Annotated in this window: 9 protein-coding genes; 1 reads left to right on the top strand and 8 read right to left on the bottom strand. The window is 71.0% G+C overall.

Translation table 11 applies throughout. The features are described 5' to 3' along the window. Positions 1–38: 38 nt before the first annotated feature. From trxA to ACIGO8_RS14210, 7 genes are all read right to left on the bottom strand, one after another. Positions 39–374: a thioredoxin gene (trxA, locus tag ACIGO8_RS14240; protein WP_382539053.1), complete on the bottom strand. Its 336-nt coding sequence runs from the start codon at positions 372–374 to the stop codon at positions 39–41. 53 nt (positions 375–427) lie between these two features. Next, complete coding sequence (trxB, locus tag ACIGO8_RS14235) at positions 428–1393, bottom strand: thioredoxin-disulfide reductase (RefSeq protein WP_399729037.1); 966 nt, start codon at positions 1391–1393, stop codon at positions 428–430. Positions 1394–1519: 126 nt separating this feature from the next. Then, on the bottom strand, positions 1520–2419 hold the full coding sequence (locus tag ACIGO8_RS14230) for an anti-sigma factor family protein (protein ID WP_399729034.1): 900 nt from the start codon (positions 2417–2419) through the stop codon (positions 1520–1522). Beyond that, entirely contained in the window at positions 2416–3120 is a 705-nt protein-coding gene (gene sigM, locus ACIGO8_RS14225; RefSeq protein ID WP_399729031.1) for an RNA polymerase sigma factor SigM, read from the bottom strand. Before sigM ends, ACIGO8_RS14230 begins: the two co-directional genes overlap by 4 nt. A gap of 26 nt (positions 3121–3146) precedes the next feature. After that, a complete protein-coding gene (locus ACIGO8_RS14220) occupies positions 3147–4856 on the bottom strand; it encodes a serine/threonine protein kinase (protein WP_399729028.1) in 1710 nt (569 codons plus the stop codon). Between the two features lie 128 nt (positions 4857–4984). Further along, entirely contained in the window at positions 4985–7198 is a 2214-nt protein-coding gene (gene murJ / locus ACIGO8_RS14215) for a murein biosynthesis integral membrane protein MurJ (RefSeq protein WP_399729026.1), read from the bottom strand. 45 nt (positions 7199–7243) lie between these two features. Beyond that, on the bottom strand, positions 7244–9640 hold the full coding sequence (locus tag ACIGO8_RS14210) for a DUF6049 family protein (RefSeq protein WP_399729023.1): 2397 nt from the start codon (positions 9638–9640) through the stop codon (positions 7244–7246). 225 nt (positions 9641–9865) lie between these two features. Here ACIGO8_RS14210 and ACIGO8_RS14205 point away from each other — a divergent pair, with 225 nt between their 5' ends. Continuing rightward, the gene (locus ACIGO8_RS14205; protein ID WP_399729020.1) at positions 9866–11335 is read left to right on the top strand and encodes a CCA tRNA nucleotidyltransferase; all 1470 of its coding nucleotides are present in this window, start codon (positions 9866–9868) and stop codon (positions 11333–11335) included. An 84-nt stretch (positions 11336–11419) separates the two neighbouring features. On the opposite strand, the gene ACIGO8_RS14200 is transcribed toward ACIGO8_RS14205, so the two are convergent. Continuing rightward, positions 11420–12703, bottom strand: coding sequence for an MFS transporter (locus ACIGO8_RS14200; protein ID WP_399729017.1), 1284 nt, complete (start codon positions 12701–12703; stop codon positions 11420–11422). Between the last annotated feature and the right edge of the window lie 8 nt (positions 12704–12711).

Below are 12711 nucleotides of genomic sequence, written 5' to 3'. Positions count from 1 at the left end.
GGCGGGCCGTCGCTGTTTCACGTGAAACAGCGGAGGCGTCAGGCCTTCGCCTCGACGAAGCCCTCGAGGTCGCGCAGGATCGCGGCCTTGGGCTTGGCGCCGACGATCGTCTTCACGACCTCGCCGCCCTGGTAGACGTTGAGCGTCGGGATGGACATGACGCCGTACTTGGCAGCGGTGGCCGGGTTCTCGTCGATGTTGAGCTTCACGACCTCGATCTCACCGTGCTCGGCGGCGATGGCCTCGAGCGACGGGGCGATCTGGCGGCACGGGCCGCACCAGGCAGCCCAGAAGTCCACCAGGACGGGCTTGTCGCTCTTGAGGACGTCCTCTTCGAAGGAAGCGTCGGTCACGTTCTTCAGGGCGCCGGCCACGGCGGCCTCCTTAATTCACAAACGGGGTGTGGGCTGAGGGGAGTAGAGAGCGGTCAGACCGCAGGGGTCTCGGCCAGCTTCTCGCTGTCGGCGAGGGCGGCCAGGAAGCGCTCGGCGTCGAGCGCGGCGGAGCAGCCGGTGCCGGCGGCGGTGATCGCCTGACGGTAGGTGTGGTCGACGACGTCGCCGGCGCCGAAGACACCCGGGAGATTGGTCCGCGTCGACGGGGCGTCGACCTTCAGGTAGCCCTCCGCGTCCAGCTCCAGCTGGCCCTTGAAGAGCTCGGTGCGCGGGTCGTGGCCCACGGCGATGAAGAGGCCCGTCACCGGGAGCTCGCTGGTCTCGCCCGTCTTGGTGTTGCGCAGGGTCAGACCGGTGAGCTTCTGGTCGCCGTGGATCTCGGCGACCTCGCTGTCCCAGGCGAACTTGATCTTCGGGTCGGCGAAGGCACGCTCCTGCATCGCCTTGGAGGCGCGCAGGGTGTCCCGGCGGTGGACGATCGTGACCGACTTGGCGAAGCGCGACAGGAAGGTGGCCTCCTCCATCGCGGTGTCGCCGCCGCCGACGACGGCGATGTCCTGGTCCTTGAAGAAGAAGCCGTCGCAGGTGGCGCACCAGGAGACACCGCGGCCGGAGAGGGTGTCCTCGTTCGGCAGGCCGAGCTTGCGGTGCTGCGAGCCGGTGGTGACGATGACGGCCTTCGCGCGGTACACGGTGCCGGCGGTGTCCGTGACGGTCTTGATCTCGCCCGTGAGGTCGACGGCGACGATGTCGTCCGGGACGAGCTCGGCGCCGAAGCGCTCGGCCTGGGCGCGCATGTTGTCCATCAGGTCCGGGCCCATGATGCCGTCACGGAAGCCCGGGAAGTTCTCCACGTCGGTCGTGTTCATCAGGGCGCCACCAGCGGTGACGGCACCCTCGAAAACGAGCGGCTTCAGCGACGCGCGGGCCGTGTAGAGCGCAGCGGTGTAACCCGCGGGCCCGGAGCCAATGATGATCACGTTACGGACGTCGCTCACGGGTTTCTTCCTCGTCTCTGCAGACTGCCTACTGCCTACGGGGCGATCGGATCGGGACTTTCACCCCACCCAACCGATCCTACGGGCCCAGCATTCCCGAGACCGCCGCTTGGCGCGGCGTCGAGGTCACGAGCGAGGCACGGACTCCTGAAGCAGCACCTCGGCCGGGGTGTTCCCGCCTCCGGAGGCGCAGGAGGCATCGATCACATAGGCCTGGACCCGTGTGCCGTCCGTGGTGTCGGGGAGGACGAGAAGGTAGGCAGGCGTGCCCTGGTAGTCGCCCTTCTGGAAGGCGAGGACCGCCTCGGGGCGGCCGGTGCCGGCCTTGACGCAGTCCGGCAGGGCCTCCGTGGACCGCTGGCGGCCGTCGCCGCCGCTTTCCGCGGTGAGCGGCGCGGGCGAGCCGCCTCGGTCCTGAGGGGCCTTGAAGGTGCTGTCCTGGCGCAGGAGGCTCTGCACCGTGGAGTCGACGGTCCGGCCGTCGAACTGGGCGGCGGCCGAGGAGACCGCGACATCGGACTTCTTGTCACCGGACGCGGTGGCGCCGCCGAGGTCCAGAGCTCCTGACTGGACGAAGAAGAGGCCCAGACCCAGAGCGGCGGCGCCGAAGGCCGCGCCGACGACCGCGACCCGGCGGCGGGACCTGCGAGGGCGGCCCGGGCCGGTGGCGGCGGAGGAGTGGCCGGCCGGCCGGTCGGCGGTCGACACGGATGCCGCGGGACGGCTGCGCGATGTTTCACGTGAAACGGCGGCATCGGTGTCCGGGGCGGTCGCGCTCAGCAGTGCCTCGGCGGCGAGTGCGGCATCGATCCGCCCGGCGATCTCGGCGGGCATCCGGGGCGGCCCGGGAAGAGTGCCCAGGAGGGCCCGGATCTCCTCCAGGGAGGTCCGCACGTCGGCACACAGCGGGCAGCCGTCGAGGTGCTGCCGTACGGCCGCGCTGCGGGAGGGTGAGAGCAGTCCTTCGGTGAGGTCGGAGATCTCCGAGACGTCCGGGTGCTGAGTCATGTCGGCCGTGGAAGTCACGCGCGCCCACCTCCGCCCTTCACAGCCGCTGGATTGCTCGGTCCGGTATCCGTCGGTCCCGGCACCGGTGGGACGGATGCCCCCCGCGTCCGGTTCCTTCCCCGGTCGAGGTCTTCGTTATCCACCGTGTCACCGCGCAGATGAGTGAGCATCGGCAGCAGTCGGGCCCGTCCTCGGGCGCACCGGCTCTTCACCGTTCCGGTGGGGACATCGAGGATACGAGCGGCCTCGGCCACCGGATATCCCTGCATGTCCACGAGGACGAGGGCCGCGCGCTGCTCCGTGGGCAGCGTGGCGAGGGCGGCGAGCAGCTGGCGGTGGAGGTCCTGGCGCTCGGCGGGCGCCTCGGCGGACTCGTGCGGTTCGAGGAGCTGCTCGAAGCGGTCGGTGTCGTCCACGGGTGAGGTCCGGCGAGAGGCGGTCTTGCGGGCCCGGTCGAGGCAGGCGTTCACGGTGATGCGGTGGAGCCAGGTCGTGACGGCCGACTGGCCCCGGAAGGTATGGGCGGCCCGGAAGGCCGACACCAGGGCGTCCTGGACGGCGTCAGCGGCCTCCTCGCGGTCGCCCAGCGTTCGCAGGGCGACCGCCCACAGCCGGTCTCGATGGCGTCGGACGAGCTCACCGAAGGCGTCCGGATCGCCGGCCACATGGCAGGCCAGCAGTTCCTGGTCACTGCGCTCGTCGTGTGCGGCGTTGTCCAACGGTGAGCCCCTCCCCCCGTGTCGCGTCAGCTGGTGATCTTGATGTTGGAGATCTGGGCCTGGTAGCCGCCTCCGCCGACGGGCAGGTCGGTCAGCCAGACGAGGACGTATCGCGTCGTGACCGCCTTGGCGGGCTGGAGCGACACCTGGGTGCCGGATTTCGAGTCCTGCGTGGCGTAGGCGCCGGGCTGGTCCGGATACGACGAGGCGCTCTCGGGCGCCGTCCGCAGCTGGACCGACGTCGAGCCCTGGAAGGTGACCTCGACCTTGGCGACCTGCTGGACCTTGCCGAGGTCCAGAACGATGCCCACGCCGTCCTTGAGATTGCCGAACTTCGAGGACCCGTCGTACCGCATGGTCTTCCACGAGGTGCTCGGGTCGCCGTCGTAGGCGTTCTTTATCTGGTCGTGGTTCTCGGCACCGTCGCCGAGCGGGTCGAAGTCGTGCGCGTCGACGATCGCGATCGGCTTCCCGTCGGCCGCCGGCTCCTTCTCGTCCTGCTCCTGCTGCGGCTGGATGTTCTGCGGGCTCTCCGGCGCCTTGTTCTGGTCCAGGAGACGGTCCGCGATCTGCCAGCTGCCCAGGCCCAGGGCGGCGATGAGCAGCGCCGAGACGGCCCACTTCAGCGCCTTGCCGGCACGGCTCTGCAGCGGAGGCGGCGGGGTCACGATCGGCTGGGTCACCACCGGGCGCGGCTGAGGACGCCCGTACGTGCCCTGCTGGTACGTGGTGCGCTGGTACTCCGGCGGCGCGGGGAGCGGGAACTCCGGCTCGGGCGGCCGGATGCGCGGCATCGCCGCGACGGCCTTCGCGAGCTCGTCCGGGGTGGTGCAGGGCGGTTCCTGGCGCGATGCGGTGGCGCCGTCGTTCGCCAGGGCCCGCATGGCGATCTCCGAAAGGCCCCGGTGGACGCCCGCGCGCACCTGGTCGGGCGGAAGCAGCCCGACGCCCTTGGGGAGGCCGGTGAGGCCGTACGCGTCGTTCTCGTACGGCCAGCGCTGGGTGAGCGCCGCGTAGAGCAGGGCGCCGATGGCCTCGGTGTCCGTGCGCTGCGGGCGCTCCGCGCTGATGCCGCGCAGGGCGGCGTTCACGGCGAGGCCGCGGATGCGGTACTGGCCGGTGGAGCTGCGCAGCACCGCGCTCGGGGTGAGCCGCAGGTGGGAGAGCCCCTCGCGGTGGGCGGCGGCCATGGCCTGCGAGACCTGGCTGACGAGCTGATAGGCGTCGTGCGGTTCCATCGGGCCGGCCGCGAGCAGCGCGGTGAGCTCGGTGGAGTCGGGCAGCCACTCGTGCACGACGTAGACCAGGTCGTTCTCCTCGACGGCGTCGAGGACCTGCACGAACCGCGGATCGCCCAGGAGCGCGGCGGAGCGTGCGGCGGCCAGCACGGACCGGGCCCGGCTGTGGTCGGCGGGAAGGATGTGGACACCGACGGCCCGGCGGAGTTTCTCGTCCACGGCACGCCAACTGCTGAATCCGTCCAGTCGGGTGACGCACTCCTCCAGCCGGTACCTCCTGGCCAGCTTGTGGCCGCTGTGCAGCTCCGGTGCCGTGATGGAGGGCTGTTCGCCGTTCTGTCGTTCGACCGCCTTGCTCGTCGTGGCCTCGGCGGGTGTGCCCGCCTTCTTCTGCGCTTCCGCCACCCCGTCGGTCGCGGCCTTGTCCGCCTTGGCGGTCAGCGGGTCGTCACCGCTGTTGTCGGCCACGTCGACGGCAGCCGTGCTACGTTCCGCCACCGTCGTTCCTGCCTCCCCATCCGTTGCGCCACATCCAACAGCCATGCCAATTGTGCCCACAGTCCGGCCCTATGCACGACACGCGTCGGCAGGCGATGGTTGTGCGAACCCCGCGCGCCCGTGTCCGACTAGCGTCCCAGGCGCCCGCGCACCATGCCGACCATGGAGTTGAGCTCGGCGATCCGCATGCGCTTGGCGGCGACGAAGAAGACGCCGAGCAGGACGGCGCCGCCGGCCACCAGGGCGACGAGCGAGCCCAGGGCGCCCTCGCCGAGCACCTTCAGCAGGCCGAAGCCGGCCGCTCCCGCGACGATCGCGGCCGGCACGGAGGCCAGGCACAGCCGGGCGTAGGTGCGCATCACGTGGGCGCCGTCCAGGTCGCCGCCGAGGCGCTTGCGCAGCCGGCGCCAGGCCACGCCGACGCCGACCGCGTAGGCCAGGCCGTAGGAGGCGGCCATGCCGACGACGGCCCACTGGGCGGGCAGCACCACGTAACAGACGGCGGAGGCGGCCGCGTTGACGGCGGCCACGATCACCGTGTTGTAGAAGGGCGTCCGGGTGTCCTCGTAGGCGTAGAAGCCGCGGAGCACCACGTACTGCACGGAGTAGGGGATCAGGCCGAGGCCGAAGGCCATCAGGATGAAGCCCATGCCTTGGGCGGCCTCGACGCCGCTGGAGGCGTAGAGCAGGGTGCACATCGGCACGCCGAGCGCGAGGAAGGCGAAGGACACCGGCACGATCGCCACGGCCGAGTTGCGCAGGCCCTGCGAGATGTCGTCGCGGACGGCGCCCGGGTCGTCGTCGGACGCGGCGCGGGAGATGCGCGGCAGCAGCGCGGCCATGACGGAGACGGTGATGATGGCCTGCGGCATGCCCCAGATCAGCTGGGCGTTGGAGTAGGCGAGGAAGCCGGCGCCGTTCTTGCCTGACTCCTCACCGGCCGCCGTGGCGAGCTGAGTGACCACCAGGACACCGGCCTGGTTGGCGAGGACGAAGAGGACGGTCCACTTGGCCAGCTTGACCGTCTTGCCGAGGCCGTGGCCCTTCCAGTCGAACCGGGGACGGAAGCGGAAGCCGGTCTCACGCAGGTACGGGATCATCGCCAGGGCCTGCACGGCCAGGCCGAGCAGGGTGCCCACGCCGAGCAGGCGGACGCCCTCGTCCGGGATCGTCTGGACGCCCATGTGGGACTCGGCGGAGGTGCCGTAGACCCAGATGAACAGGCCGAACGTGGCGATCATGACGATGTTGTTGAGGACCGGGGTCCACATCATCGCGCCGAACTTGCCGCGGGCGTTGAGGATCTGACCCATCACCACGTGCACGCCCATGAAGAAGATGGTGGGCAGGCAGTAACGGGCGAAGGTGACGGCGACGCTGTTGGCCGCCGCGTCGTCGGCGATGGTGTTCGACATCAGCCGGACCAGCAGCGGGGCCGCGAAGACGGCGAGGGCGACGATCGCGCCGAGCGCGACCATCACGAGGGTCAGCAGACGGTTGGCGTAGGCCTCGCCGCCGTCCTCGTCGTTCTTCATGGAGCGGACCAGCTGCGGCACGAAGACAGAGTTGAGGCCGCCGCCGACGGTGAGGATGTAGATCATCGTCGGCAGGGTGTAGGCGACGGTGAAGGTGTCACCGAGGAGCGCGGCACCGAGGGCACCGGTGATCACCAGGCTGCGGACGAAACCGGTGAGGCGGGAGACGAGCGTGCCGGCCGCCATCACGGCGCTCGACTTGAGCAGCCCGGAGGCGCGGCCGCTCTTCTTCGGGGCGGGCGCGGGCATGGGGTTCGGCTCCGGGGCGGGTGGAGGCACCTGGCCGGGCGTCTGCTGGTCGCGGTAGAGGTGGGCGAAGGCGTCGGGCTCCGGCTCCTCCTCTCCCGCGCGGGTCACCAGGTCGTCGACGCCGGTGAACTGGACGGTCCGGGCGTCGTCGCCGTACGGAAGGTGGCGCGAGGGCCCGTCGGGCTCGGGAGCGGGCGTCTGGGCCCACACACGGGGATCCGGAGCGTGCGGAGGCACCGCCGGCTGCTGGTAGAGCGGCTGCGGCTCGGCGTAGGTGCCGGGCGGGGGCGGCGGGTGGGCGGCGCGGTCGTAGAGCGCCTCGGTGACCGGATCCTGCGCGGACAGGTCACGTCCCTCGAAGGGGTCGTGGGCGTAGGCGTCCTGCACGTAGGGATCCTGGGCGTACGGGTTCTGCTGGTCAGGTGCGTACGGATCCGGGGCGGCCTGCTGCGGCGGCGGCACCGGCGGGTGGCCGGGTGCCGGTGCCGCGGGCGTGTCACCGGACGGCGCGTTGCCGCCCACGCTCTGGCCGCGGTCACCGTCGTACGGCGCGTTCATGGTTACCCCACCTCATCGTCCCCGGCCGACCGGCCACGACATCGCTCAACGGTCCACTTTCTCACCCGGGCCCGACGGGTTGCCGCTTTCGGGCCCGGTGTCCGGTGTCGGGTCACTCGGCTGCTCGGGATCCGGCCCGGGCCCGGCGTCCGGCACGCCGTCCGCCTCGTCCCGGGTCCTGGCCCCGGGCTCCGAGGCCGTCTCGTCGCCGGCCTCGGCTTCCTTCTCCGCCTCCGCGTCGGTCTCCGCGTCCGTCTCCGCCTCGGCGTTCCGGGCGGCGGCACGCTTGCGCTGGCTGTACATCCGGACGCCGGCGAGGACGAGCAGCAGCACACCGCCGGCGATCACCAGCATCACCGTGGGAGTGATCTCGGAGACCTTCACGGTGAACGTCATCGGGGCCCCGTAGGGCGTGCCGTCCTCCGTGTACAGCTGGGCCTTCATCGGGACCGGGCCGTTGGCGTTGGCCGAGGCGGGGAACTTCACCGACTGGCTGTGGCCGCCGTTGATCTTCACCGGCAGCTCGGCGATCGCCGCGCCGTCGTTCAGCTGCAGGCGGGTCTTGTTGCCCGAGGTCAGCCGCAGCACCAGGTGGTCGGCACCCTGAAGCAGCCGGTTCTGCACGGTCACCGGGATGGTGGCGCTGCGGCCGGACAGGGTGAGGTCCGACTTCTTGATCAGTTGGACTTCCTCGGTGAGGCCGCCCAGGTAGCGCTGGACCTCGGCGCGGTAGAAGGCGGCCGACGGGGCCTGGCCGCGCCACGAGGTCGACATCTCCCGGCTGATCGCGTTGCTGAAGGGCGGCACCACGCGGTCCGGCGCCGTGAGGATCACCTTGAAGTCGTCCAGCTCGTCCCGGGTGTCCTTCATCTGCTCGAAGGCCGTGGTGTCGAGCTCCTGGGCGCGCAGCTTCTTCGGGTACGAGCCGCTGCCCGGCACCCGGGTCGACGCGTCCGGGTCGCGCGTGGCCGTGGCGGCGGCCAGCAGGTCCTGCGGCTGCGTCCAGCGCTGGGCGGCGAGGCCCTTCAAGGCCGTGGCGATGCTCTGGGCCTGAGCGGTCGTGGGCATGCGCTGCGGCGCGACGACGACGCTGCGCTGCTCCTCGGGCAGCTCCAGGGTGACGGCCAGCGACTGGGCGAGGAAGGACTGGACGGCAAGGGTCGCGTTCTCGGCCCGGATGAGGTCGCCCTGGAAGGCCTTCGACAGGACGGCGTCGCTGACGATCGCGGTGGTGCCGCCGCCGATGGGACGGGCCGAGGTGGGCGTGTACGAGAGGTCGTCGCGGAAGCTGTCGCTGCGCGCGATCACGTTGCGCGCGCCCGCGGAGGTGGCCACGGCCATGATCGAGGGATCCACGGCGCCGTCGACGGGCCAGGCGAAGTCGGTGGACGGCTTCACGTGCAGGATGGTCTCGACCGTGGTGGAGGCGAGCGCGGTCGCCTGCTGGAGGTGGCTGAGAGACCCGGGGACCGACTTGCCGTGGTGGGCGAGGGAGGCCAGATCCGGGTCGGCGAAGGGCAGGGCGACGACCTTGTGGCCCTGCACGGCCTTCTCCAGGGCGTCCAGCCACCGCTCGGCCACGTCCTGGTTCCTGCCCGGCACCTCGGTCGTCCCGCTCTTGACCATGTACGGCTCGGTCATGGCGTTGACGCTGGCCAGCAGGTCCGGGTCGATCACCCAGGTGACCGGGAGGTCCTTGCCGAGCGCGACCATCTCGTGGAGCCGGCCGCCCGGGGCGAGCTCGGCGGCGAGGTCGTCGTTCTCGAAGACCGGCGTCTGCTGAAGATCGGCACCCGTCTCGGCGGAGACGTGGGCGGTGGAGATCAGCGGCCAGAGGTAGGTGAGCTGGGTCTTCTTCTCGGTGTCCTCGGGCTGGTACGGCAGGAAGGTCCGCTCGATGCCGAGGACCCGGCCGTACGGGCGGCTCGCGGTCTCGCCCGTGAGGGAGATCCCGAGCTGATAGACGCCGGCGTCGTCCAGTTCCAGCTTGGAGACGGGGACGGAGAGCGTGAACTCCTTGCTGAGTCCCGCTCCCAGCGACGGGATCTTGACGGCATAGGGCTCGCCGAGAGGCGCCGGGTCGCGGCCGTCGCGGTAGGCGCCGCGGCCGGAGACGTCCTCGATCTCGCTCCGGCTGGTCATCTGGGGGCCGACGCGGAGGTCGACCGTGGCATTGGTCACGGCCTGCTTGCCCTCGTTGGTGACCGTTCCCGTGATGGTGAGGGTGTCGCTCTCCACCGGAGCGCTGGGCGTCAGCGTGTCGACCGACACATCCACCGTCCCGGAGCCGCTGGGGCTCTCGGCGGCGGCGGCCGCGGGCGCCGGTGCGACCTGGACCAGGCCGGCCAGCAGCGGGGCCGCGACGGCGAGGGAGGCCATGCGCCGCAGCCAGCGGCGGGCAGGTGAGGGAACGGTCCCCTGGATAGCTGCCGCCTCGGCCACGCGTCGCCCGTCCTCGTCGTTGTCTGTGGTGTCAGTGGTGTCGGTGGTTCCCGGTTGCTGTGTCCAGGCATGGTAACGAGGCACGCGGGGGGCAAGTGCCGGGGACTGCTCCAGCCGGTGCGAGCGGACGTGGCCGTGAGCGGGCCCGCGGGGGCGCCGCCCGCCGGGCGCCCACGGGAAAACGGGGGACGTCGCGGTGAGCGGGGGCACGTACCCTTTTCTGTTGTGCCGAACGCCAACGAAGACAACCCGACTGCACTGAGCCAGGTGCAACGCCGCGCGGTCAGTGAACTACTGCGCGTGTCCCCCGTCGCCGACGACCTCGCCAACCGCTTCAAGGAGGCCGGGTTCAGCCTCGCGCTGGTCGGCGGATCGGTACGCGACGCTCTCCTTGGCCGTCTCGGCAACGACCTGGACTTCACGACCGACGCCCGCCCCGAGGACGTGCTGAAGATCGTCCGTCCGTGGGCCGACGCCGTCTGGGAGGTCGGGATCGCCTTCGGCACCGTCGGCTGCCAGAAGCAGGCCCGGGTCGGAGACGCTGTCCAGAACTTCCAGGTGGAGGTCACCACCTACCGCTCCGAGGCGTACGACCGCACGTCCCGCAAGCCCGAGGTCTCCTACGGCGACTCCATCGAGCAGGACCTGGTCCGGCGGGACTTCACCGTCAACGCGATGGCCGTGGCCCTCCCCGAGAAGGCGTTCATCGACCCGCACGGCGGTCTCGAGGACCTTGCCGCCCGGGTGCTGCGCACGCCGGGCACGCCCGAGGAGTCCTTCTCCGACGACCCGCTGCGCATGATGCGGGCCGCCCGCTTCGCTGCCCAGCTGGACTTCGAGGTGGCTCCCGAGGTCGTCACCGCCATGAAGGAGATGGCGGGCCGGCTGGAGATCGTCTCCGTCGAGCGCATCCGTGAGGAGTTCAACAAGCTCCTGCTCTCCGCCCATCCGCGCAAGGGCCTCGGGCTCCTCGTCGACACCGGCCTGTCCGCCTACGTCCTCCCGGAGCTTCCGGCGCTGCGCCTGGAGAGCGACGAGCACCACCGGCACAAGGACGTCTACGAGCACTCGCTCACGGTGCTCGACCAGGCCATCGACCTGGAGGAGGACGGCCCGGACCTGGTGCTGCGCCTGGCGGCCCTGCTCCATGACATCGGCAAGCCGCGCACCCGCCGCTTCGAGTCGGACGGGCGGGTCTCGTTCCACCACCACGAGGTGGTCGGCGCGAAGATGACCAAGAAGCGCATGACGGCGCTCAAGTACTCCAACGACATGATCAAGGACGTCTCGCGTCTGGTGGAGCTGCATCTGCGCTTCCACGGCTACGGCACGGGCGAGTGGACCGACTCGGCCGTCCGTCGTTATGTGCGCGACGCGGGACCGCTGCTGTCCCGGCTCCACAAGCTGACGCGCTCGGACTGCACCACCCGCAACAAGCGCAAGGCCGCCGCGCTCTCCCGGGCGTACGACGGTCTGGAGGAGCGCATCGCCCGGCTCCAGGAGCAGGAGGAGCTGGACTCGATCCGTCCGGACCTCGACGGCAACGAGATCCAGGAGATCCTGGGGATCCGTCCCGGTCCGGAGGTCGGCCGCGCCTACAAGTTCCTGCTGGAGCTGCGGCTGGAGAACGGGCCGATGGGGCACGACGCGGCTGTCGCCGCGCTCAAGGAGTGGTGGGCGACGCAGGCCGACTGACGCGAGGCCGGCGTTTCACGGTCGATGTTTCACGTGAAACATCGACCGGATCGCTCGGGCAGGGGTGATGTTTCACGTGAAACATCACCCCTTTTCGTCGGCCTCTCTGCGGGCGCTTCTCCTGGCGTGGACCAGGAAGAGCGCGGTGACGGCGTAGAGCGCGGACACCAGCGTCACGAGAGCGGCGGAACGGCCGTCCGGCGGCAGCATCAGCGCAGCGACTCCGGCGGCGCCGACGAAGGCGACGTTGAAGAGGACGTCGTAGAGGGAGAAGACCCGCCCGCGGTAGGCGTCGTCCACCGAGGTCTGAACGACGGTGTCCGTCGCGATCTTCGCGCCCTGGGTGATCAGGCCGAGCACGAAGGCGGCCACCAGGAACGGTGTGCGCGCGAAGGACAGGCACAGCGCGGGCGTCAGGACGGCGGCGGCACCCGTGCAGAGAGTCATCCAGCCGAGCGCGCCGAGCCTTCCGACCGCCCACGGAGAGAGCACGGCGGCGGCGAAGAATCCGGCGCCCGAGGCGGCGACGGCCACCCCGAGCACGGCGAGGCCGTCGGACTGTGTGGAACTCCAGGCGTACCGCGAGAGCATCAGCACCGTCACGAACAGGGCGCCGTAGCAGAAGCGCATGAGGGTGACCGCGGCGAGTGCCCGGGCGGCGAGCCGCCGCTGGGAGAGATGCCGCAGTCCGCCGACCAGTCCTCGTGCGGTGGAGGACAGGGCGGTGGCGAGCCGGGGATGGAGCAGCTCCGGGTCGGGACCGAGCAGCTCGCGCGACATCCGCAGAGAGGCGAGCGCGGAGCAGAGATAGAGGACGGCGCCCAGGAGGACGACGGCGGCGTCGGAGTCGTCGGCGATCAGCCGCACGCCGAAGGCCAGTCCGCCGCCCGCGGTGGCGGCGAGCGTGCCGGCGGTCGGGGAGAGCGAGTTGGCGATGACGAGCCGCTCGTCGTCGACCACGCGCGGAAGCGCGGCCGAGAGGCCGGCCAGGACGAAGCGGTTGACGGCTGTGACGGTGAGGGCGGAGGCGTAGAAGAGCCAGTCGGGCACCGAGAGCAGCATCAGCACCGCGGTGGCGCCGGCGAGGCAGGCGCGGAGCAGATTTCCGTAGAGGAAGACCTGGCGCCGCCGCCAGCGGTCGAGCAGGACGCCGGCGAAGGGCCCGACGAGGGAGTACGGGAGCAGCAGGACCGCCATGGCCGAGGCGATGGCGGCCGGGCTGGTCTCCTTCTCCGGTGAGAAGACGACGTACGTGGCCAGGGCGACCTGGTAGACGCCGTCGGCGCCCTGGGAGAGCAGGCGGACGGCGAGCAGGCGGCGGAAACCCTGCAGGCGCAGCAGGACGCGTAGATCACGCACGACGGGCATGGCAGCAA

Origin of the sequence: Streptomyces sp. NPDC053493 (assembly GCF_044544825.1) — a bacterium.
Lineage (GTDB): Bacteria > Actinomycetota > Actinomycetes > Streptomycetales > Streptomycetaceae > Streptomyces.
This window is presented reverse-complemented; position numbering and strand designations above follow the sequence as displayed.